The sequence below is a fragment of the Paraburkholderia sp. 35.1 genome, assembly GCF_050436525.1.
In the GTDB taxonomy this organism is placed as follows: Bacteria; Pseudomonadota; Gammaproteobacteria; order Burkholderiales; family Burkholderiaceae; genus Paraburkholderia; species Paraburkholderia tuberum.
In genome coordinates this window covers 2,950,746-2,972,327 of sequence record NZ_JBNDMJ010000003.1, presented here as the reverse complement: position 1 = coordinate 2,972,327, position 21,582 = coordinate 2,950,746, and the positions used below count along the sequence as shown (strand labels likewise).

General features: G+C 63.1%; 20 protein-coding genes. 13 read left to right on the top strand and 7 right to left on the bottom strand.

Annotation, left to right across the window (positions count from 1 at the left end):
* Positions 1-88 precede the first annotated feature (88 nt).
* Positions 89-868, bottom strand: coding sequence for an SDR family oxidoreductase (locus OKW27_RS33835; RefSeq protein ID WP_090803723.1), 780 nt, complete (start codon positions 866-868; stop codon positions 89-91).
* A 216-nt stretch (positions 869-1,084) separates the two neighbouring features.
* On the opposite strand from OKW27_RS33835, the gene upp reads away from it, so the two are divergent.
* From upp to OKW27_RS33785, 10 genes are all read left to right on the top strand, one after another.
* Positions 1,085-1,735: a uracil phosphoribosyltransferase gene (gene upp, locus OKW27_RS33830; RefSeq protein WP_062126416.1), complete on the top strand. Its 651-nt coding sequence runs from the start codon at positions 1,085-1,087 to the stop codon at positions 1,733-1,735.
* A 596-nt stretch (positions 1,736-2,331) separates the two neighbouring features.
* Entirely contained in the window at positions 2,332-3,060 is a 729-nt protein-coding gene (locus OKW27_RS33825; RefSeq protein WP_018419973.1) for a YebC/PmpR family DNA-binding transcriptional regulator, read from the top strand.
* A gap of 106 nt (positions 3,061-3,166) precedes the next feature.
* Positions 3,167-4,450, top strand: a complete 1,284-nt coding sequence (purD, locus tag OKW27_RS33820; RefSeq protein ID WP_184059377.1) for a phosphoribosylamine--glycine ligase — start codon at positions 3,167-3,169, stop codon at positions 4,448-4,450.
* A 292-nt stretch (positions 4,451-4,742) separates the two neighbouring features.
* Positions 4,743-5,666 (top strand): oxygen-dependent coproporphyrinogen oxidase, encoded by a 924-nt coding sequence (hemF, locus tag OKW27_RS33815; RefSeq protein WP_429336020.1) that lies wholly within the window; start codon positions 4,743-4,745, stop codon positions 5,664-5,666.
* Positions 5,667-5,709: 43 nt separating this feature from the next.
* Complete coding sequence (locus tag OKW27_RS33810) at positions 5,710-6,432, top strand: nicotinate-nucleotide adenylyltransferase (RefSeq protein WP_221307877.1); 723 nt, start codon at positions 5,710-5,712, stop codon at positions 6,430-6,432.
* 4 nt (positions 6,433-6,436) lie between these two features.
* The gene (rsfS, locus tag OKW27_RS33805) at positions 6,437-6,886 is read left to right on the top strand and encodes a ribosome silencing factor (protein ID WP_187610991.1); all 450 of its coding nucleotides are present in this window, start codon (positions 6,437-6,439) and stop codon (positions 6,884-6,886) included.
* Positions 6,887-6,922: 36 nt separating this feature from the next.
* The gene (rlmH, locus tag OKW27_RS33800; protein ID WP_008919684.1) at positions 6,923-7,393 is read left to right on the top strand and encodes a 23S rRNA (pseudouridine(1915)-N(3))-methyltransferase RlmH; all 471 of its coding nucleotides are present in this window, start codon (positions 6,923-6,925) and stop codon (positions 7,391-7,393) included.
* A 254-nt stretch (positions 7,394-7,647) separates the two neighbouring features.
* Positions 7,648-8,277 (top strand): Maf family protein, encoded by a 630-nt coding sequence (locus OKW27_RS33795; protein ID WP_429336019.1) that lies wholly within the window; start codon positions 7,648-7,650, stop codon positions 8,275-8,277.
* A 9-nt stretch (positions 8,278-8,286) separates the two neighbouring features.
* Entirely contained in the window at positions 8,287-9,756 is a 1,470-nt protein-coding gene (gene rng, locus OKW27_RS33790; protein ID WP_090803712.1) for a ribonuclease G, read from the top strand.
* Between the two features lie 519 nt (positions 9,757-10,275).
* Positions 10,276-11,361 (top strand): IS630 family transposase, encoded by a 1,086-nt coding sequence (locus OKW27_RS33785; protein ID WP_429333246.1) that lies wholly within the window; start codon positions 10,276-10,278, stop codon positions 11,359-11,361.
* A 418-nt stretch (positions 11,362-11,779) separates the two neighbouring features.
* Here the strand turns inward: OKW27_RS33785 and OKW27_RS33780 are convergent, their stop codons facing one another.
* From OKW27_RS33780 to oxlT, 4 genes are all read right to left on the bottom strand, one after another.
* Entirely contained in the window at positions 11,780-12,211 is a 432-nt protein-coding gene (locus OKW27_RS33780; protein WP_429336018.1) for a PAS domain-containing protein, read from the bottom strand.
* Positions 12,212-12,313: 102 nt separating this feature from the next.
* On the bottom strand, positions 12,314-13,564 hold the full coding sequence (gene frc, locus OKW27_RS33775) for a formyl-CoA transferase (RefSeq protein WP_429336017.1): 1,251 nt from the start codon (positions 13,562-13,564) through the stop codon (positions 12,314-12,316).
* 25 nt (positions 13,565-13,589) lie between these two features.
* Entirely contained in the window at positions 13,590-15,332 is a 1,743-nt protein-coding gene (oxc, locus tag OKW27_RS33770) for an oxalyl-CoA decarboxylase (protein ID WP_429336016.1), read from the bottom strand.
* A gap of 63 nt (positions 15,333-15,395) precedes the next feature.
* Entirely contained in the window at positions 15,396-16,727 is a 1,332-nt protein-coding gene (gene oxlT / locus OKW27_RS33765) for an oxalate/formate MFS antiporter (RefSeq protein WP_429336015.1), read from the bottom strand.
* A gap of 625 nt (positions 16,728-17,352) precedes the next feature.
* Between oxlT and OKW27_RS33760 the strand changes: the two genes are divergently transcribed.
* On the top strand, positions 17,353-17,742 hold the full coding sequence (locus tag OKW27_RS33760) for a hypothetical protein (protein ID WP_429336014.1): 390 nt from the start codon (positions 17,353-17,355) through the stop codon (positions 17,740-17,742).
* 453 nt (positions 17,743-18,195) lie between these two features.
* Here OKW27_RS33760 and OKW27_RS33755 read toward each other — a convergent pair whose 3' ends face one another.
* Positions 18,196-18,696 carry a GAF domain-containing protein gene (locus OKW27_RS33755; RefSeq protein WP_018419924.1) on the bottom strand — a complete coding sequence of 167 codons (501 nt, stop codon included), beginning with the start codon at positions 18,694-18,696 and terminating at the stop codon, positions 18,196-18,198.
* Positions 18,697-18,870: 174 nt separating this feature from the next.
* Here OKW27_RS33755 and OKW27_RS33750 point away from each other — a divergent pair, with 174 nt between their 5' ends.
* The gene (locus tag OKW27_RS33750) at positions 18,871-19,311 is read left to right on the top strand and encodes a hypothetical protein (RefSeq protein ID WP_429336013.1); all 441 of its coding nucleotides are present in this window, start codon (positions 18,871-18,873) and stop codon (positions 19,309-19,311) included.
* A gap of 37 nt (positions 19,312-19,348) precedes the next feature.
* Here the strand turns inward: OKW27_RS33750 and OKW27_RS33745 are convergent, their stop codons facing one another.
* A complete protein-coding gene (locus OKW27_RS33745; protein WP_429336012.1) occupies positions 19,349-19,774 on the bottom strand; it encodes a TOBE domain-containing protein in 426 nt (141 codons plus the stop codon).
* 158 nt (positions 19,775-19,932) lie between these two features.
* Here OKW27_RS33745 and OKW27_RS33740 point away from each other — a divergent pair, with 158 nt between their 5' ends.
* A complete protein-coding gene (locus OKW27_RS33740; RefSeq protein ID WP_429336011.1) occupies positions 19,933-21,495 on the top strand; it encodes an SH3 domain-containing protein in 1,563 nt (520 codons plus the stop codon).
* Positions 21,496-21,582: the final 87 nt, after the last annotated feature.

The following is a 21,582-nucleotide window of genomic DNA, read 5'->3' as shown; positions in this document are numbered from 1 at the left end:
TCAAACCCTTGTGACTATCGTTGTTGTGATGTGACGGGTGTCGTTCGCGCGCGGCGGCTCGGTACGTGCCTGCTCGGTACGTACCAGCTCAGTACGTACCGGGATAGGCGCCGCCGTCGATCAACCAGTTCTGCCCGGTGATGTAACCCGCGTGCGTGCTGCACAGGAACGCGCAGGCGCGGCCGAATTCTTCGCGATTACCGAAGCGGCCGGCGGGGATCGTCTTCATGCGCTGCTTGCGCGCTTCGTCGATCGAAATGTTGTGCGTCTTCGCCTGCGCCTCGAACGTGACCGCGATACGGTCGGTGTCGAACAGGCCCGGCAGCAAGTTGTTGATCGTCACGCCGGTCGGCGCGACCTTGCGCGCGAGCCCCGCGACGAAACCGGTCAGGCCGGAGCGCGCGCCGTTCGACAGGCCGAGCACGTCGATCGGCGCCTTCACCGCCGAGCTCGTGATGTTGACGATGCGCCCGAAGCCGCGCGCGCTCATCGTGTCGATGGTCTGACGGATCAGCTCGATCGGCGTCAGCATGTTGGCTTCGAGCGCGCGGATCCAGTCCTCGTGCGTGAAGTTGCGGAAATCGCCCGGCGGCGGACCGCCCGCGTTGTTGACGAGAATGTCCGGCTGCGGGCAGGCCGCGAGCGCGGCCGCACGCCCTTCAGGCGTGGTGATGTCGCATGCGACGGTCTTCACCTCGACGCCGCTCTGCTTGCGGATCGCCTCGGCGGTCGCTTCGAGCGTTTCGGCGGTGCGCGCGACGATCGTCAGGTCGACGCCCTCGGCGGCGAGCGCTTCCGCGCAGCCGCGTCCCAGACCTTTGCTCGCCGCGCAAACCAGCGCGCGGCGTCCTGCGATTCCCATGTCCATGTGTATGCCCTCCTGGCGAAGTTTCCCCAGATTCTAGAAGAATCGGTGCCGGACTGTGCCGCGTCGCTACAATCTCAGGTATCGCCGGGCGGTACTCTTTCGGTAAACTCGCGCGGTGGCGCGCTTTTCCACCGTTCGTCCGACCTTCGAGCGCGGACTGAGCCAACGGATGAGCGCGCCGAACCGATCCACCTTGCCGCCGCGCGCGAGCCCGCCATGACCCAGGACAGCCGTTTCCCCAATCTCTTCATCCTCGATCACCCGCTGATCCAGCACAAGCTGTCGCACATGCGCGACCGGGACACGTCGACGCGCACGTTCCGCGAACTGCTGCGCGAAATCACGCTGCTGATGGGCTACGAAATCACCCGCAACCTGCCAATGACCACGCGCCGCATCACCACGCCGCTCGTCGAGATCGACGCGCCGGTGATCGCCGGCAAGAAGCTCGCGATCGTGCCGGTGCTGCGCGCGGGCGTCGGCATGTCGGACGGCCTGCTCGAGCTGGTGCCGTCGGCGCGCGTCGGCCATATCGGCGTGTATCGCGCGGAGGATCATCGGCCGGTCGAATACCTGGTGCGGCTGCCGGACCTCGAAGACCGCGTGTTCATCCTCTGCGATCCGATGGTCGCGACCGGCTACTCGGCCGTGCACGCGGTCGATGTGCTCAAGCGCCGCAACGTGGCGGCCGAGAACATCATGTTCCTCGCGCTCGTCGCCGCGCCCGAGGGCGTGCAGGTGTTCCAGGACGCGCACCCGGACGTCAAGCTGTTCGTCGCGTCGCTCGATTCGCATCTGAACGAGCATGCGTACATCGTGCCGGGCCTGGGCGACGCGGGCGACCGGTTGTTCGGTACGAAGAACTGACGCGCCGGGGGCCAGCGGGGGTGGCCTGGCGATGCCGCCGCCCCGGAACCGGCCCCGCTTTCGCCCGCATCCGGTCCTCCCGGCGACACATCCGCACCGCCTCCATTCATTTTCGCGTCGATTTCATTGCATTTGCGGCCGGTTTCGCGGCGCGGCCCCCTCTGCCGCACCCTCGCGGCATGATAAAATTCGAATCCGCTCGACGGAGCGGCTCGACCCGCACGATCACTCGCACCACCGCCTGCAATTTCGACTGGCGCCCCGCGCTTTCGCATCAGGTCATGCGGCGCCTGGCCGCACAAGCTGCCCCGCTCCACCGCGCTGCGGCCCTGCGGCTCCGCCTGGCCGGCCGATCATGCACGAACCGGCACGAACGCCCACCGGCGGGCAAGCGCGGAACGACGCGCGGGAACGGCCAGGCTGAGATCGGCGGCACAGGTGGCCGCCTCGACGGGCCAACACGAGCGACAAGCACGAGCGGCCGGCAGCCTTTCACCTGACGGATTGACGTCGAGGCGCAACACGCGAGGCGCCCGACATCGCAACGACAATTGCACTATGCGTGCGCCCCGCTGGCGCGCGCGACGGAGAAAAGTATGGCGGGTCATTCGAAATGGGCCAACATCAAGCATAAGAAAGCAGCGGCCGATGCCAAGCGCGGCAAGGTCTGGACGCGGCTCATCAAGGAAATCCAGGTTGCGGCCCGTCTGGGCGGCGGCGAAATCGACTCGAACCCGCGTCTGCGGCTCGCGGTCGACAAGGCGTACGACGCCAACATGCCGAAAGACAACATCAACCGCGCGATCCAGCGCGGTGTCGGCGGCGCGGACGGCGCGAACTACGAGGAAATCCGCTACGAAGGCTATGGCATCGGCGGCGCGGCGGTGATCGTCGACACGATGACCGACAACCGCACCCGCACGGTCGCGGAAGTGCGCCACGCGTTCTCGAAGAACGGCGGCAACATGGGCACCGACGGCTCGGTGTCGTTCATGTTCGATCACGTCGGCCAGTTCCTGTTCGCTCCCGGCACCGCCGAAGACGCGCTGATGGAAGCCGCGCTCGAAGCGGGCGCCGACGACGTCGTGACGAACGAGGACGGCAGTATCGAAGTGCTGTGCCCGCCGAACGATTTTTCGAAAGTGAAGGCTGCACTCGAAACGGCGGGCTTCAAGGCCGAACTGGCCGAAGTCACGATGAAGCCGCAGACCGAAGTCGAATTCACCGGCGACGATGCCGTGAAAATGCAGAAGCTGCTCGACGCGCTGGAAAATCTGGACGACGTGCAGGAAGTCTATACAAACGCGTCGATCGCCGGCGAGTGATGGCGCGCGCCGGGCTCTGGCATCGTTTGCCCTTGCTGTTGATGGTTTATTGCACGGCTGAGCACACCGCTCGGCCGTTTATGGTTTTCAAGTCTCGGGGATTCACATGAAGTTACTCGTCGTCGGTTCCGGCGGTCGCGAACATGCGCTGGCATGGAAGCTCGCGCAATCGCCGCGGGTCCAGCTCGTCTACGTCGCGCCGGGCAACGGCGGCACCGCTCAGGATGAGCGTCTGCTCAACCTCGACATCACCGAGCCGGCCGCGCTCGCTGATTTCGTCGAAAAAGAACAGATCGCGTTCACGCTGGTCGGGCCGGAAGCGCCGCTCGCGGCAGGCATTGTCAACCTGTTCCGCTCGCGCGGTCTGAAGATCTTCGGGCCGACCAAAGAGGCCGCCCAGCTCGAAAGCTCGAAAGATTTCGCCAAAGCGTTCATGAAGCGCCACGGCATCCCGACGGCCGAGTACGAAACCTTCGCCGACGTCGCCGCCGCGCACGCGTATCTGGACGCCAAGGGCGCGCCGATCGTGATCAAGGCCGACGGCCTCGCCGCCGGCAAGGGCGTGGTGGTCGCGCAAACGCTGCAAGAAGCGCACGCCGCGGTCGACATGATGCTGTCGGACAACAAGCTCGGCGACGCCGGCGCGCGCGTCGTGATCGAGGAGTTCCTCGCCGGAGAGGAAGCGAGCTTCATCGTGATGGTGGACGGCAAGCACGTGCTCGCGCTCGCGTCGAGCCAGGATCACAAGCGTCTGCTCGACGGCGACCAGGGCCCGAATACGGGCGGCATGGGCGCCTACTCGCCCGCGCCGATCGTCACGCCGCAGCTGCATGCGCGCGTGATGCGCGAAATCATCCTGCCGACCGTGCGCGGCATGGAGAAGGAAGGTATCCGCTACACCGGCTTCCTGTACGCGGGCCTGATGATCGACGCGCAAGGCAACCCGAAGACGCTCGAATTCAACTGCCGGATGGGCGACCCCGAAACGCAGCCGATCATGGCGCGTCTGAAAGGCGACTATTCGAAGGTGGTGGAACACGCGATCGCCGGCACGCTCGACACCGTCGAGCTCGAATGGGACCGCCGCACCGCGCTCGGCGTCGTGCTCGCCGCGCACAACTACCCGGACACGCCGAGGAAGGGCGACCGCATCAACGGCATTCCCGCCGAAACCGCGGATTCAGTCACGTTCCACGCCGGCACCACGCTGACGGACGGCAAGCTGACCACCTCGGGCGGGCGGGTGCTGTGCGTCGTCGGTCTCGCGGATTCGGTGCGCACCGCGCAGGCGGCCGCGTACCACACGATCAACCAGATCGCGTTCGACGGCATGCAGTACCGCCGCGACATCGGCTATCGCGCGCTCAACCGCAAGCACGACGGCAAGTAAGCTTCGCTAGCGCTGGACGCCGTGCGGGCGGCGCACTGCCGGCGCCACAGGCGCCGCCGTGCGGGCACGTTACACGACGCGCGCTACACTGAATCTGTCCCGCTCGTCGCGGCAGACGGGCCCGGAGCCCGCGAATCGACTGAAGCGGCAAGCCGCCTCTGATGTTCGCCTCCGGCAACCAGGCAATCCGAACCAGCGGTCCAGGTTCGCAGACACCCGGCGCCAACGCGGCCATCGCTTTCTTTCGAAGAACCCGCGGCACGACGAGCGTGCCGCCCCAGCACCTGCATTCATGAGCAATTCGAGCTACGACGCACAAGCCGTGCGCAGCTGGCTGCAAGGCCTGCAATCGCATATCGCGGACACGCTCGGCGCCTTCGACGGCTCCGCGTTCGCTACCGACGCGTGGCAGCGCGCGCCCGGCGAGAAGCTGCGCGGCGGCGGCGTCACGCGGATTCTCGAAGGCGGCCAGTTCTTCGAGCGCGCCGGCATCGGCTTCTCGGACGTCGCGGGCGATGCGCTGCCGGGCTCGGCAAGCGCCGCGCGGCCGCAACTGGCCGGGCGCGGCTTCGAGGCGACGGGCGTGTCGCTCGTGCTGCATCCGCACAATCCGCACTGCCCGACCGTGCACATGAACGTGCGCCTGCTCATCGCGACGAGGGAAGGCGAAGAACCGGTGTTCTGGTTCGGCGGCGGCATGGACCTGACGCCCTACTACGGCTACGAAGAGGACGCCCGGCAGTTCCATCAGGTGTGTCGCGACGCGCTCGCGCCGTACGGCGCGGACCTGTACCCGCGCTTCAAGCGCTGGTGCGACGAGTACTTCTTCCTGAAGCACCGCAACGAGCCGCGCGGCATTGGCGGGATTTTCTTCGACGATTTCTCGGCGCCGGGCTTCGAGCAGTCGTTCGCGATGCTCAAAAGCGTCGGCGAAGGCTTTCTCAAGGCGTACCTGCCGATCATCGAGCGGCGCCGCGACACGCCGTACGGCGAAGCCGAGCGCGCGTTCCAGGCTTACCGGCGCGGCCGCTACGTCGAGTTCAATCTGGTCTTCGACCGTGGCACACTGTTTGGGCTGCAGAGCGGCGGACGCACCGAATCGATCTTGATGTCGATGCCGCCTGTGGCGAACTGGCGCTACGACTGGCAGCCCGAGCGGGGCACGCCGGAAGCGCGTTTGTACAGCGATTTCCTCGTGCCGCGCGAGTGGGTGTGACGCGCCACCTGTCTCGCTTACGGTCACGACAAAGGACCCTCACCTGAAGCCAAACGCTCACCCTGTCGCCCTGCCTCGCCGGATCGGTCTGCTGGGCGGCACTTTCGACCCGATCCACGACGGCCACCTCGCGCTCGCGCGGCGGTTCGCCGACGTGCTGCGGCTGACCGAACTGGTGCTGCTGCCGGCCGGCCAGCCGTGGCAGAAAGCCGACGTGTCGCCCGCCGAACATCGGCTCGCGATGACGCGCGCGGCGGCCGCGTCGCTCGCGATCCCCGGCGTGACGGTACGCGTCGCGACCGACGAAATCGAGCACGATGGCGCGACCTACACGGTCGAGACGCTGCAATGCTGGCGCGAGCGCGAAGGCGACGACGCATCGATCACCCTGCTGATCGGCGCGGATCAACTGGTGCATCTCGACACATGGCGCGACTGGCGGCGCCTGTTCGAGCTCGCGCATATCGGCGCGGCCACGCGGCCCGGCTTCGACCTCGCGTCGGTCGCCCCCGCGGTCGCCAAGGAAATCGCCGCGCGCCGTGCGCGCGCCGACGTGCTGCAGGCCACACCCTGCGGCCATCTGCTGATCGACACGACGCTCGCGTTCAACGTATCGGCCACCGACATTCGCGCGCATCTGCGCGAGCAGGTCAACCAGCGGCTCGCCCACGCGGGTGCGGGCGGCACAAGCCAGGATCGGGCCGCGAGTCACGTCCCCGCCGCGGTGTGGGACTATATTCTTCAACATCATCTGTACCACCGGTAACTCCATGGATATTCGCAAACTGCAACGCGTAATCGTCGACTCTCTCGAAGACGTCAAGGCGCAAGACATCAAAGTGTTCAACACCAGCCACCTGACCTCGCTGTTCGATCGCGTGATCGTCGCGAGCGGCACGTCGAACCGGCAAACCAAGGCGCTCGCGTCGAGCGTGCGCGAAGGCGTGAAGGAAGCCGGCGGCGAGATCATCAGCACCGAGGGCGAGGATATCGGCGAATGGGTGCTGGTCGATTGCGGCGACGCGATCGTGCACATCCTGCAGCCGGCGCTGCGCCAGTACTACAACCTCGAGGAAATCTGGGGCGACAAGCCGGTGCGCATCAAGCTGTCGACGCCGAATCCGTTCGGCGGCGCGCGCGCAAGCGAGCCCGACGACGAGGAAGACGAGGAAGCGCCGGCCGCGAAGCCCGCGCGCAAGACCACGGCGCGCCGCAAGTAAGCGGGCCGTCTCGGCCAGAGCGCTACTGTCCTCGCGATGAAACTGCATATCCTCGCCGTCGGCCACAAGATGCCGGACTGGATCGCGACCGGCTTCGACGAATACGCGAAACGCATGCCGCCGGAGTTGCGCATCGAACTGCGCGAGATCAAACCGGAGCAGCGCTCGTCGGGCCGTTCGGCCGAAAGCGTGATGGCCGCCGAACGGCAGAAGATCGAAGCCGCGTTGCCGAAGAACGCGCGCATCGTCGCGCTCGACGAACGCGGCAAGGACTGGACCACGATGCAGCTCGCGGGCGCGTTGCCGGGCTGGCAGCAAGACGGCCGCGACGTGGCCTTTCTGATCGGCGGCGCGGACGGGCTCGATCCCGAGCTGAAGGCACGCGCCGATATGATGCTGCGCGTGTCGAGCCTCACGCTGCCGCACGCGATGGTGCGCGTGCTGCTGGCCGAACAGCTTTATCGGGCGTGGACCATCACGCAAAATCATCCGTATCATCGCGCGTAGATGCTGGAGCCTCGCGCGGCGACGCCTGGCAACGATTCGTTGCTGCTGACGCGTCGCGGGTGCTCTGCTCCATACGCTTGAGCGCATTGTCGCCGCTTCATGCGATGATGCGCCCGACGCGCCGTGCATCGATGCCGCTGGTGGATGCAGCGCATCAATCGGATCACCGGGTCAACCTCGCCCGCTCACTCTTCCACGCCCACCCGCGTTCACCACCCCGCGCCATCCGTTTCCCGCTTCATCGAGACCCGTACATGCCCACGCCCTCCGCTTCGCTGCATCCGTTCGTCTACCTCGCCTCGCAAAGTCCGCGCCGCCAGGAGCTGCTGCAACAGCTCGGCGTGCGTTTCGAATTGCTGCTGCCGCGCCCCGATGAAGACGCCGAAGCGCTCGAAGCCGAACGGCCCGGCGAACACGCGCGCGACTACGTGCAGCGCGTGTGCATCGCGAAGGCGCAGGCGGCCCGCGCGCGGCTCCTCGACGGCGGTCACGAGGTGCGGCCGATACTCGTCGCCGACACCACCGTCACGATCGACGACGCGATTCTCGGCAAGCCCATCGATGCCGGCGATGCGGTCGCCATGCTCACACGTCTCGCGGGCCGCTCGCACGAAGTGCTGACCGCGCTCGCCGTGATCGATGCCAACGGCGCGCTGCTGCCCGCGGCGTTGTCGGTCTCGAAGGTGCGTTTTGCTGCAGTGCACGCAGACGCGTTGCGTCGCTACGCGGCGAGCGGTGAGCCGCTCGGCAAGGCGGGGGCGTATGGCGTGCAGGGACGCGCGGCGGAGTTTATCGAGCATATAGACGGGTCCTATTCGGGTATTATGGGTTTGCCGCTTTTTGAAACCGCTGCCCTCCTGCGTGCAGCGCGCATCGACTTCTAGAACAACACCATGAATGAAGAAATCCTGATCAATGTCACGCCGCAGGAAACGCGCGTCGCGCTCGTTCAACAGGGCGCCGTCCAGGAACTTCATGTCGAACGAACGCTGTCGCGCGGCCGCGTCGGCAATGTCTATCTCGGCAAGGTCGTGCGCGTGCTGCCCGGCATGCAATCGGCGTTCATCGACATCGGCCTCGAACGCGCCGCGTTTCTTCATGTCGCCGACATCTGGCATCCGCGCATCGCCGGCGAAGCGCAACATCAAACACCGCATCAGCCGATCGAAAAGATCGTCTTCGAAGGTCAGACGCTGATGGTGCAGGTCGTCAAGGACCCGATCGGCACCAAGGGCGCGCGGCTGTCCACGCAAGTGAGCATCGCCGGGCGCACGCTCGTGTATCTGCCGCAGGAGCCGCACATCGGCATCTCGCAGAAAATCGAAAGCGAAGCCGAGCGCGAGGCCGTGCGTGCGCGTCTGACCGCCGTGCTGCCCGCCGACGAGAAAGGCGGCTACATCGTGCGCACGATCGCCGAGGATGCGACCAGCGAAGAGCTCGCAGCCGACGTCGCGTATCTGCGCAAGACGTGGGCGACGATTCTGTCGCAGGCCCAGCGCATGCCGCCCACCAGCCTGCTCTACCAGGATCTGAATCTCGCGCAGCGCGTGCTGCGCGATTTCGTCAACGATGACACATCGCGCATCCAGGTCGATTCGCGCGAGACGCATCAGATGCTCGCCGATTTCGCGGCCGAGTTCACACCGGCGGTATCGTCGAAGCTGCACCACTACACCGGCGAGCGGCCGCTGTTTGATCTGTACAACATCGAGGCCGAGATTCAGCGCGCGCTATCGCGTCGCGTGGATCTGAAGTCGGGCGGCTACCTCGTGATCGACCAGACCGAGGCGATGACGACGATCGATGTGAACACCGGCGGCTACGTCGGCGCGCGCAACTTCGACGACACGATCTTCAAGACCAACCTCGAAGCCGCGCATACCATCGCGCGGCAACTGCGGCTAAGGAATCTTGGCGGCGTGATCATCATCGATTTCATCGATATGGAAAACGTCGAGCATCGCGACCAGGTGCTAGGCGAATTGAAGAAGGCGTTGTCGCGCGATCGCACGCGGGTGACCGTCAATGGCTTCTCGCAACTCGGGCTCGTCGAGATGACGCGCAAGCGTACGCGTGAGTCGCTCGCGCATGTGCTGTGCGAGCCTTGCCCGATTTGCCAGGGCAAGGGGCAAGTGAAGACTGCGCGCACGGTGTGCTATGACGTGTTGCGGGAGATTTTGCGCGAGTCGCGGCAGTTCAATCCGCGCGAGTTTCGCGTGGTCGCTTCGCAGCAGGTGATCGATCTGTTTCTCGAGGAAGAGTCGCAGCATCTGGCAATGCTGATCGATTTCATCGGCAAGCCGGTGTCGTTGCAGGTGGAGTCGAATTTGAGTCAGGAGCAGTACGACATTGTGTTGATGTAAACCTTTCTAGCCTTATCCAGAAAGGCTTTCCGTCCATAAATCGCGTCAAAGAAGGAAGCTGGTACCCATCTAGGTACCCATTTGGGCCTTGGTAGCGCGCTAAGTGACGCCTAATTACGTATCGGCCCGCCATGCTGCCGCCGCATCAACCCCGCGCTGAGGATGATCTCCGCCTCGCTTGTGGATATTCGGGCAGCGCTGCGGCACCTATGGTGAGCGCCATGCGCATTCACAACACGAACCGCATAGTCGCTGCGGTTTCGATGGCTGGTCATTCCCACTGCATTGTATTGTCTTTCTTGTGGAAATCGCCCATATCTGCATCTGCGTTTGATAAGCAGACCTACTACAGGTGGCCGACCGATGGTGGCATCACGCCCGAGCAGGCGACGGCAATGCTATCGGTCATGCGAAGTGCGTTCGCGTCGTAGAAGTCATGCGCCGCTAGTGTAGTGCGTCGTAAATAATGCAACTTAATCGCGATTTGCGAGTCTCCTTCCAGGTGATGAGGGAGAACCCATGAGAATCGCGGCAAAAGTTGAGCTGAGCGAAGGCCAGCGCAAACAATTGGAAACGTGGGCGGCTGGGCGGAGGGTTCCGGTACGACTGGCCGAGCGTGCCAAGATGATATTGCTCGCGGCACTGGGCCACACAGACAAAGAGATCGGTGTGCAGTTGGGTATCTGGCGAGGCACGGTGGCGCGCTGGCGAGCGCGCTTCATCGCGGACGGTGTGGCGGGGATCGAGCGGGACGAGACGCGACCCGGGCGCAAGCCGAAGATCTCTGCGCGCAAGGTCAAGGCCATCGTGGCGATGACCATGCAGCAGCGTCCCGATAACGCGACGCATTGGAGTACGCGCAGCATGGCGGCAGTGGCCGGCGTCAGCGAGGCGAGCGTGAGGCGCATCTGGCAGGCGCATGGACTCAAGCCGCATCGGATAGAAACCTTCAAAGTCTCGAACGACAAGCACTTTGCCGAGAAGCTGGAGGACATCGTCGGCCTTTATCTCGATCCACCTGAGCACGCACTGGTGTTCAGTTGTGACGAGAAGTCCCAGATTCAGGCTCTGGACCGGACCCAGCCTGGCTTGCCGATGAAGCGAGGTCGAGGTCAGACGATGACGCACGATTACAAGCGCAATGGTGTGACGACGTTGTTCGCCGCGATGAACACGCTCGATGGCAGCATCATTGGCCAGTGCCAGACGAAGCATCGTCATCAAGAATGGCTGGGCTTCCTGCGCAAGATCGATCGCAGCACCCCCAAGGGTAAGGAACTACATTTGATTGCCGACAACTACGCCACTCATAAGCATCCCGAGGTGAAGGCGTGGCTGGCCAAGCACCCACGATTTCACATGCATTTCACGCCCACCAGCGCTTCCTGGCTCAATATGGTCGAACGCTTCTTTCGTGATCTGTCCGAGAACCAGCTACGGCGGTCAGCCTTTCGCTCGGTACCCGAGTTGGTCAGCACGATCGAGCAGTACATTGAAAAGCACAATGGTGATCCAAAACCCTTCATCTGGACCGCTAAAGCTTCCGACATTCTGGCGAAAGTCACGCGTGCCCGCACCAAGCTGAATAAGATGCAATCCGTTTGACGCAGACCACTAGCAACGCGGCCGCCTCGACGGTCTCAGTTCGTCGGCCACTACCGGTCACTCGACGACATCCCCAAGATCGTCGACGATCCCCACGGACCCGGGACATCATCTCGGCTCATTCCTTTAGGGTGGAACGATTCTGACGCGCTGCGCCTGATCAGATCTACCTTGGCTCCGTTGCGTGCCGCACCTACGACGGCGTTCGTGCTGGCCGCGCGTACTGCGTCAGTGCATGCACGGGACGACCTCGATCTGGTCAGGCAATTATCCAATCCGATTGCGGCCCAGACTTTCTCTATGTCGCAAGGCTCGCCGGGACATCCTCGGACCGTGCTTACGCGCTTGCGCCGCTGGCTGCGGCAACGCCCGTCATCCCGGCTGCGATAGCGGTAGACGCGGAACGGGAGTGGCTCATTCACGCGCCTTGGAACGCCTCCAGCTCCGCAAGACGTTTGCGTAGCACGCGATCCTGCTGGAAGCGGGTGGTTTCGTCGCGGATCACTGCGACGATGCCGGTGAGTCCATTTTGCTGCGAATGCAGCAACGCGACTGTAAAGGCGATCGACATTGACCGTCCGTCTTTGTGCACAGCGGGGACGCGCAGCACATCATTGCCGTAACGCGTTTCGCCCGTTGCCATGGTCTTGTGATAGCCATCCCAATGGCGGCCGCGCATGCGTTCCGGAACGATCAGGTCCAGCGACTTTCCCAGCGCCTCGCTCTGCGTAAATCCGAACATGCGTTCGGCCGCGGGGTTCCAGAAAGTGATGCTGCCACCGGAATTGGAGATGATGATGGCGTCGCCGATTGCGTTGGCAAGTTGCTGGAAGTCGATGGCAGTTTGCACGGCGTTCCTCCAAAGCGAATGGGTATACTTAAATCGGATGCGGCGCCGTCAGGGGTACCGCATTTGCACGTCAGAAGCTGAAACTGCGCCTGCGTGACACCGTTAAACTGCTTTGATCTCGCGTAGATTGAAGATTTCCTGCTGGCTGTAGCCAAGGCCCACCAGGACTTCGTCCGTATGTTCTCCGAGCAGCGGCGACGCGGTGACGTGCGGCTTCATGTCCGAGAACTTGATCGGGCTGCCGACGGTCAGATACGAGCCGCGTTTCTTGTGCGGCACCTCGACAATCGTGCCGCTCGCGCGCAACGACGGATCGTTGGCCAGTTCTTTCATCGTCAGCACCGGCGCGCACGGAATGTCGAACTTGCGCAAGATGTCGACCGCTTCGAATTTCGTCTTGTCGGCAAGCCACGCTTCGATCGTCTTGAAGATTTCGAAGATATGGGGCTGACGCGCTTCAGCGGTCTTGTAGGCTGGGTCATCGATCCACTCTGGCTTGCCGAGTGCTTTGCAGATCGGCTCCCATGCATGCCCCTGGATCGTGAAGTAGATGTAGGCGTTCGGGTCCGTCTCCCAGCCTTTGCACTTCAGCACCCAGCCCGGTTGACCGCCGCCACCCGCATTGCCGCCGCGTGGCACCACGTCGCTGAATTCGCCGTGCGGATATTGCGGATATTCCTCAAGATAGCCAACTCGCTCAAGCCGCTGCTGGTCACGCAATTTCACCCGGCACAGGTTCAGCACGCTGTCCTGCATCGACACCGCGACCTTCTGGCCCTTGCCGGTTTTGTCGCGGCCAAGCAGCGCGGTGAGAATGCCGATCGCCAGATGCATGCCGGTGTTGCTGTCGCCGAGCGCAGCGGCGCTAATGGTCGGCGGACCGTCCCAGAAGCCGGTGGTGGACGCCGCGCCGCCTGCGCATTGGGCGACGTTTTCGTAGACTTTCAGGTCATCGTAGTGATGGCCGTCGCTGAAGCCCTTCACCGAGGCGACGATCATCTTCGGATTGAGTTCATTCAGGCGCTCCCACGAAAAGCCCATCCGGTCCAACGCGCCCGGCCCAAAATTTTCGACCAGAACGTCGGACTCGCGGATCAGCTTTTCGAGCACCTCCTTGCCTTCGGCTTTTTTGGTGTCCAGCGTTAGCGACTTCTTATTGCTGTTGAGCATCGTGAAGTACAGCGCGTCGGCATCGGGAATGTCGCGCAGCTGGTTACGCGTCACATCGCCCGAACCCGGTCTTTCGACCTTGATCACATTGGCGCCGAACCAGGCGAGCAACTGCGTGCACGCGGGACCGGCTTGAACGTGGGTGAAGTCGATGATCTTGATCCCTTCGAGAGGTTTGGTCATTTGGGTATCTCCTGAGTTAGCCTGATTACTTCTTCATTGCCGCGCTTTGCGGATTCAGATTGGTCAGTCGGCCGCTTTCGGTTCCGGCCGCTTCGTCGATGACGGCATTGATCAAGGTCGGCTTTCCTGATGCGATAGCCTCGAGCAACGCCTTCGCCAGTTCTTCCGGAGTGGTCGCGTTGTAGCCAACACCGCCGAATGCCTCGATCATCCTGTCGTAACGCGCACCCTTCACGAATACGGTCGGCGCGACGTCCTTGCCGCCCGTCGGGTTCACGTCGGTGCCGCGATACACGCCGTTGTTGTTGAATACGACCGTGCAAACCGGCAAGTCGTAACGGCAGATCGTTTCGAGTTCCATACCGCTGAATCCGAACGCGCTATCGCCTTCGATCGCGACAACCGGTTTGCCTGTCGTTACCGCTGCGCCGATAGCGAAGCCCATACCGATACCCATGATTCCCCACGTGCCCGAATCAAAGCGTTTGCGCGGCTCGTACATGTCGATAATGCTGCGCGCGTAGTCGAGCGTATTCGCGCCTTCGTTGACGACGTTGATTTCCGGGCGCGTCTTCAGCACATCGCGAATCGCGCGCAATGCGCTGTGGAAGTTCATCGGCAACGGGTTCTTGTCGAGCGTCGCGGCCATCTTGGCGAGATTCTTGTTCTTGCGCTCGGCGATCGCTCCGATCCACTCGGCGTCCGGTTTGCCGAAGCTCGCGTCGATGCCGGTGCGAAGCGCCGCCACGCATGAGCCGATATCGCCGATCACCGGCGCGGCAATCGCGACGTTGCTGTCGATTTCCGTCGGCGAGATATCGACCTGGATGAATCTCTTCGGCTGCGCTCCCCACGTCTTGCCTTTGCCGTGCGAGAGCAGCCAGTTCAGACGCGCACCGATCAACACGACCACGTCGGCTTCCTGGAGCACGAACGAGCGCGCCGCTGACGCCGATTGCTCGTGTGTATCGGGCAGCAGGCCTTTGGCCATCGACATCGGCAGATACGGAATGCCGCTTTGCTCGACGAAGCCGCGGATCTCGGCGTCAGCCTGCGCGTACGCCGCGCCCTTGCCCAGCAGAATCAACGGACGTTTGGCGTTCTTCAGCACCTCGATCGCACGTTCGACAGATTCCGGCGCCGGCAGCTGACGCGGTGCGGCGTCGACGACTTTCACCAACGACTGCTGCGCCTTCACGGCGTCCAGCGTTTGCGAAAGCAGTTTGGCCGGTAAATCCAGATACACGCCACCTGGTCGGCCCGACACCGCCGCGCGGATCGCACGCGCTACGCCGATGCCAATATCCTCCGCATGCAGAACGCGATATGCAGCCTTCGCGTAAGGCTTGGCCGCGTTCAACTGATCCATTTCTTCGTAATCGCCTTGCTGCAGATCGACGATTTCGCGTTCGCTCGAGCCGCTGATCAGGATCATCGGGAAACAGTTAGTGGTCGCATTGGCGAGGGCGGTCAGGCCGTTGAGAAAGCCCGGCGCCGACACGGTCAGGCAGATGCCCGGCTTCTGCGTGATGTAGCCGGATATGGCTGCCGCGTTGCCGGCGTGCTGCTCATGACGAAAGCCGATGAAACGCATTCCTTCGGCTTGTGCCAGTCGCGCCAGGTCGGTAATGGGGATGCCGACCAGTCCAAATATGGTATTGATGTCGTTCAGTTTCAGTGCATCGATGACGAGATGGAATCCGTCGGTCGTTTCGGTCGTCCGTTGTTTCAACGTGCCGTCTGTTGTGAGCTGGTCGGCTTCTGCCATGACATGTCTCCTGGTGGTGGAGCGTTGTGTGGTTGGTCGTGAGCGGTGCACTCACGCTGTCGTTTATTCAGACGAGCCGCCTGGCCACTGCTGCAGTCGTGCTTCGGCAATGGCTACGCCTGCTGGCACGCCCGAGTTTTCGATCCAGCGCTTTCTCATGGGTCCAAGGATGAACTTCGCGGATATGGCGGCCGCGATCGATATCACTGCCGCCGAGATGAACACCGTGCTCCAGCCGCCATTCGCCGACAGAAGCGATGCGACCGGCACCAGCATCGAGGCCGTACCCTTCGCCGTGTAAAGCGTCCCCGCATTCGCAGCGGCGTATTTGCTGCCGAACGTGTCCGCGCAGGTCGCGGGGAAGATCGAGAAGATCTCGCCCCAGCAGAGGAAAACGGCGGCCGCGAAGAACATGAATGCATACGGGTTGTGGCCAAACTGCATCAGCCCTAGCAGCGCGACGCCTTCGCCGAGGAAGATCATGAACATCGTGTTTTCGCGGCCAATGCGGTCCGACAGAAAGCCGCATAAGGGACGGGTGAGTCCGTTGCACAGGTTGTCGATCGACAGCGTCATCGTGAGGAGCGGCAGCGTGATGCCGATCAAACTCACAGGCAGCTTGGCAAAGCCGTATTCCTTCGCGATCGGCCCAAGCTGCGCGGTCGCAATGATGCCGCCGGCCGCAACGAACACGAACATCAGATACAGCACCCAGAAGAGCGGCGAGCGGACCATCTCGCCGGACGTGTAGTCGATCTTGCTTGCAACGATACGTCTAGTCGGGATCGCACTGGCGGGCGGCTTTGGCCTTACCAGCATGGTGGCGAGCAGCAGGATGCAGACACCCTGGAAAATGCCGAAGAACATGAACGCGTGCTCGTAGCCTGAACGCTGGATCATGTTGGCGATCGGTATCACTGTGACGGCCGCGCCGGCGCCGAAACCCGCCGCTGTCAAACCGGCTGCGAGACCGCGTTTGTCCGGAAACCATTTGAGCGCCATGCCGACGCAGGTGCCATACACACAGCCCGCGCCGATGCCGGCGATGACTGCTGCGACGTATAGCTCCGCGAGACTGCTCGCATGCGCGTTGATGATCCAGCCGAGCGCTGCGCACAGCGCACCGCCGGTTACAACCGGGCGTGGCCCGAACTTGTCGACGAGCCAGCCTTCGACGGGTACGAGCCAAGTTTCAGTGACGATGAAAATCGTGAATGCGGTCTGGATCGCTGCCTGCCCCCAATGGTGGGCGTTGTCCATTGGTACGACGAACAGCGTCCACGCATACTGCAGATTCGCGACGAGCCCCATGCACACGATGCCGATAGCGAGTTGCACCCACCGGTGATGCCAGAATCGTGCGCGGCCGCCATCCGATACGTTCGAATGTCCCATGTCTTCGTCTCCTGCATATTCCGTCGCGCTCAAGCGGCGCGTTGGACTTACGTGATCGAATCGCTTCGTCGCCAGTTCGCCTGCGGCAATGAAGCGCCAATGGTCGGCCAGAGGGTATTGCACTAACTTGCACTACCGAAACCCCCTTGCTCGTTGAACGTACAACAGTGGAGTGCAAGCTATTGCGCGAGCAGCATGGGTGAGGGGATGCTGCGCGAGAACGGTGATAAACGGAAGTTAAAATATTTTATGATTTGCATTAGGTATCCATAATATATGGATCGGCCGCGGTGATGCGGAACGCGGCCCCCGCCAACGGCAAGTCTTCCAGACGTTGACCGGCATGTAATATTTTCGCCCGCAGACCTCTGAAATTGGGTTTCGCCCAGCGGGCGTTCGATTTGGAAATTGAACGGATCGGAGCGCACGCGCGACTGGGTTCTCTCACTGCCCTGGATGTCGTCGGATGTCGTGTGATGCTCTGTACTATTGCAGCACTCCGAGAAAATGAGTGCCTTCCACGTGCATAAACAAATTAGTATGGTTAGTAGAAAAAACTTTAACTGTTGTTTATTTATGCCGTCTCCTATTCTCTGCTCAGGCCATTTGCCGGAAGGAGTCGACCATGAATCCCTCTCAATTCCATGTTCGCGACAGCGCGCATGACGCGGAAGTCCAGGCACAACTTTCTGCCTATAACGTCGCTTTCGACGAACTCGGCCTGCGTTTCCGTTGGGATGAGCACACGCTGATGTCCCTGGCCATGATTGACGGCGAACAGGAGCAGATTGCCTCGTATATCGAAACGCATCATGCACACTTGCTGAAAGCCTATAGCGCCGAATTTCTGAGCCGAGCCATTCTCGAAAAGAAAAACGCCCGCAATCCATCGCGCTTACAGAAGCGCGTCGATAGCGCGCCGCATCCGAGCCAAGTGATGCATCAACCACCGATGAGCCGCTGGTCCGAACGCAGTTCGTATGGCGTGGAGTTGCCAGCGCTGGCTGGCGTGTAAACCGCGGTGGTTAGCCGCGTATGTTGAACGGCCGTTATTGGTAGAACTGAAAGGCTGTTCAGGGTCGGCTGCGGCCGGTCGCGACAAGCTGCGGTTACGCGAAAACTGCAGCAGATTGAAACGGCCCGATAGAATGTACTTTTTCGGTCCCGGCGTGTCAGATTGCGCAGATTGCAGCGACTAGCAACAAGCCCTAACCTCTCAGCCGCCACGTCACACCCCGTCTGCTCCAACACAGCCTGCGCCCTCTGGTGCAGATTGCGGCCAGCCAACGACGCATCCGGCGACCTCGCCCACGTGCCCAACGCGGCCAACATCGGCGCGAGGGTCGGGTCCGCGTGCGTGCGCGTGTGCGCCTTCGCGAACATCGCGCCGACGCGTGATGCGTTCCTGGCCCTCCGTTACGCCTCGCGGTGCGCGACTTGCTGGCCGAAGCGGAGCGGACCGGCGACGCTACACGCCGCGCGGCAGCGCTGCCTCGATGAACACCGCGCACAACGCTTCCATGCCCTTCGCGTCCTCCTCGTCGAAGCGCGCGACGACCGGGCTATCGACATCCCACACGCCGATCAGCGTGCCGTCGGGCGCGACGAGCGGCACGACGATTTCCGATTGCGACGCCGAATCGCATGCGATATGGCCGGGAAACTCGTGCACGTCGCGCACAACCTGGGTCTGACGGGTTTGCGCGGCCGTACCGCAGACGCCCTTGCCCAGCGCAATGCGCACGCACGCGGGCTTGCCCTGGAACGGGCCGACCACCAGTTCGCGGCCGTCGTGAAAGTAAAAGCCGGCCCAGTTCAGATCGCTCAACGAATGAAAGACGAACGACGAGAAATTCGCGGCGTTGGCGATCCAGTCCGTTTCGCCGGCCAGCAGCGCGCGCGCCTGCGCGACCAGTTCTTCATATTGCGCGGCTTTGGGCAGATGCGAGGTGGAGGAAACTTCGAACATGACGGCGTCCGTGATCAGAGCGGGATGGCAAGCGGTAAGGGGTGAAGTGTAAAGCAAGCGCAATCCCCGCGCGCGGGTGTCGAACGCTGTGACACGCGCCGCGCGTCTACGCTCGCCTTCCCCGTCGGTTCTCGACTCTCCGTCCTTGGTTTCTCCCTTCCGGCAGTCGGCGCAATGACAGGCCACAAGCTTTTTTCGTATGTGGCTCTCACGCTGACCGCCTCGGCAAGCGTGTGCGCGGCACAAACACCACCACACGCGACGATTAATGATTTCATCGGCAATTGGGTCGTGACCGATGTAGTTGACTATGCCGATATTTCTGGTGGCATCCCCGAAGCAAAACGGATTCTCGGCATGACGATGACAATTACGCCGCAATCCATGAGCTTCGACAGTGAAACCTGCAAGCCCAACACAGGTTTTACCGGCAAGCGAATTGACACGCTTTCGGCGTTGAAGAAACAGTTCGACCTTCGCGTGAATGAAACCGGGTTGCCCGCTACAACCGTGGTCGTAGATAGCGACAATTGTTTTGCGATCTTCCGGATGGACGCTCACAGGATTGTTTTTGGATGGGACGGGATCATCGTTCGCGCCATCCGCGATCAGTGAGAGCTCGTTGAGTACCCGTCCCAGAGGCCCGGGCCTTTTACTGATCGACCCCAATGATCACGCTTGACGCCTTGAAAACCGCCGTCGCCGCCTTGCCGCTCGCGAGGCCGAGGCGCTCGACGCTGTCGTTCGTGATGATCGCCGCGATCTGCGCGCTGCCGGCACTGATCGTCACTTCCGAATTGACGGCGCCCTTCGTCACCGCCGCGACGGTCCCTTCGATGCAGTTGCGCGCCGACACCTGCTGCCTCTCGACATCGACCATTACGATTACCGACGATGCCTTCACGAGCGCAAACGCCTGCTTGCCGGTCGCCAGCCCGAGCGACTTCGCGCTGCCGTGCGTGATGATCGCGACGACCTCGAGACCGTCCGGCGTGCGCAGCGTGACTTCGTCGTTGACGGCACCGTGCTTGACGTCGGTGACTTCGCCGCTGAACTGATTGCGTGCGCTGGTTTTCATGGCGGACTCCCTGGCGATTGTCGCGCGTGGCGACGCGCGGGTGGGCGGATAAAGCGAGTGTAATCGAAGCCGCGCGCGTCCCCGCCCAACATCCGATGCGCCGTGCGCATCGCCGACACCGTATCATCTTGGCCGTGCACCTCATACGCCGAATCTTTATGCCCGTCGCCGTTCTCTCCCGCCGTGCCTGCCGCGCCGTCGTGCTGTGCGTCGCCGTCACGACGCTCGCCGCGTGCAGCACGCCAACGCCGCCGCGCGGCACGCACGCGTTCGTCGACAACGTCACGCTGTTTTCGCTCGCCCATTACGACCAGAACGTCGATCACTGGCTCGATCCGAACAGCCCCGACTACGATCGGCCGTTTCTCAGCGCCGCCGAGCAGCGCGCACATTTCGACGCGCTGTTCGCGCGCTACTTCGGCACGGGCGAGAACGCGCCGTCGCCGTGGAATCCCGCCTGGGTGACGACACGCGTGTTTCGCGAGCAGGGCGAGGACATTGCGGCACTGCAACAGCGCCGCATCGACAGGTTCGACAACACCGGCAAGCGTGGCAGCATCATCGGTTACGGCGAAAACTTCCGGCCGCACGACAAGGCGTGGATCGACGCGATCGCGCGCAACATCAACGTCGCGCAGTTCACGCAAACGCCGGTCTATCAGCCCGAGCGGCGCGCGATCGCGACCGGCAACCTGATGGTGCGCGAGTTGCCTACCACCGATCCGTCGTTCTACGACCATCGCCTGGCCGGCGAGGGTTATCCGTTCGACAACCTGCAGATCTCGGCGGTGCGACCCGGCACGCCGCTCTATGTGCTCGGTAGCAGCGTCGACGGCGCGTGGCATTACGTGCAGACGCCCGACGTGCAGGGCTGGGTGCGCAGCGACGGCGTCGCGTTCGCCGACGATGGTTTCATCGATCAATGGCGCGCGGCGGCCGGGAAGTCGCTAGGGGCGGTGATCGTCGCGTCGGCGGCGGTCAACGACGGCCACGGCGTGTTCCGCTTCGCTGCCCCGGCCGGGACGATGCTGCCGCTGGTGGCGGGTGCCTCGGCATCGCCAGCCGCGACCAGCACCAATGCAGGCACACTCCAGCTCCTCGTTCCCGCACGCGACGTCGACGGCCGCGCGCTGATCCGCACCGCGTCGCTCGACGCCACGCAGATCACGCCGATGCCGCTCGCCGCGACGCCGCGCCATCTCGCGATGCTGTTGAAGGCGCTGATCGGCCGGCCGTACGGCTGGGGCAATAGCGGGCTCTACAACGACTGTTCGTCGGAACTGCAAAGCATCTTCGCCGCGTTCGGCGTGTGGCTGCCGCGCCATTCGTCGACGCAGATGAGCGCCGGCCGCATGGTCGATCTGTCGGAGTCGACACCCGCCGAACGGCTCGACTATCTGGCGCGGCATGGCGTGCCGCTGCGCACGCTGATCTACATCGGCGGCCACGTGATGCTGTACCTCGGCAACACGACGCGCAACGGCGCCACGGTCCCCGTCGTCTATCAGGACGTGTGGGGCCTGCGCCCGGCCGACAACAGCCGGCGCGCGGTCATCGGCGGCTCGGTGATCCTGCCGCTCGACGAGCACATCCCCGAGGACGCGACGCTGCAGTCGCTCGCCGCGACGCCCACGTTCCAGATCAGCATCCTCGGCGCGCCGGCGGGCAGCACGGCGCCGTCGTCCGCGCCGCCGGCGGACGAGGACAATCCGGCGGGATAAATGGCGGGCCGCCCTCCCCCGCGCCTGAAAATATTTTTTTCGGAGTGTCGATCCGACGGTGGCCAACTCGTCGTAACGTTGAAGACC

What these genes read in the sequence shown, in the direction of transcription:
- OKW27_RS33835 (WP_090803723.1), bottom strand. Translation starts at nt 868, where the DNA reads ATGGACATGGGAATCGCAGGACGCCGCGCGCTGGTTTGCGCGGCGAGC.
- upp (WP_062126416.1), top strand. Translation starts at nt 1,085, where the DNA reads ATGACCCAGGACAGCCGTTTCCCCAATCTCTTCATCCTCGATCACCCG.
- OKW27_RS33825 (WP_018419973.1), top strand. Translation starts at nt 2,332, where the DNA reads ATGGCGGGTCATTCGAAATGGGCCAACATCAAGCATAAGAAAGCAGCG.
- purD (WP_184059377.1), top strand. Translation starts at nt 3,167, where the DNA reads ATGAAGTTACTCGTCGTCGGTTCCGGCGGTCGCGAACATGCGCTGGCA.
- hemF (WP_429336020.1), top strand. Translation starts at nt 4,743, where the DNA reads ATGAGCAATTCGAGCTACGACGCACAAGCCGTGCGCAGCTGGCTGCAA.
- rsfS (WP_187610991.1), top strand. Translation starts at nt 6,437, where the DNA reads ATGGATATTCGCAAACTGCAACGCGTAATCGTCGACTCTCTCGAAGAC.
- rlmH (WP_008919684.1), top strand. Translation starts at nt 6,923, where the DNA reads ATGAAACTGCATATCCTCGCCGTCGGCCACAAGATGCCGGACTGGATC.
- OKW27_RS33795 (WP_429336019.1), top strand. Translation starts at nt 7,648, where the DNA reads ATGCCCACGCCCTCCGCTTCGCTGCATCCGTTCGTCTACCTCGCCTCG.
- rng (WP_090803712.1), top strand. Translation starts at nt 8,287, where the DNA reads ATGAATGAAGAAATCCTGATCAATGTCACGCCGCAGGAAACGCGCGTC.
- OKW27_RS33785 (WP_429333246.1), top strand. Translation starts at nt 10,276, where the DNA reads ATGAGAATCGCGGCAAAAGTTGAGCTGAGCGAAGGCCAGCGCAAACAA.
- frc (WP_429336017.1), bottom strand. Translation starts at nt 13,564, where the DNA reads ATGACCAAACCTCTCGAAGGGATCAAGATCATCGACTTCACCCACGTT.
- oxc (WP_429336016.1), bottom strand. Translation starts at nt 15,332, where the DNA reads ATGGCAGAAGCCGACCAGCTCACAACAGACGGCACGTTGAAACAACGG.
- oxlT (WP_429336015.1), bottom strand. Translation starts at nt 16,727, where the DNA reads ATGGGACATTCGAACGTATCGGATGGCGGCCGCGCACGATTCTGGCAT.
- OKW27_RS33760 (WP_429336014.1), top strand. Translation starts at nt 17,353, where the DNA reads ATGAATCCCTCTCAATTCCATGTTCGCGACAGCGCGCATGACGCGGAA.
- OKW27_RS33755 (WP_018419924.1), bottom strand. Translation starts at nt 18,696, where the DNA reads ATGTTCGAAGTTTCCTCCACCTCGCATCTGCCCAAAGCCGCGCAATAT.
- OKW27_RS33750 (WP_429336013.1), top strand. Translation starts at nt 18,871, where the DNA reads ATGACAGGCCACAAGCTTTTTTCGTATGTGGCTCTCACGCTGACCGCC.
- OKW27_RS33745 (WP_429336012.1), bottom strand. Translation starts at nt 19,774, where the DNA reads ATGAAAACCAGCGCACGCAATCAGTTCAGCGGCGAAGTCACCGACGTC.
- OKW27_RS33740 (WP_429336011.1), top strand. Translation starts at nt 19,933, where the DNA reads ATGCCCGTCGCCGTTCTCTCCCGCCGTGCCTGCCGCGCCGTCGTGCTG.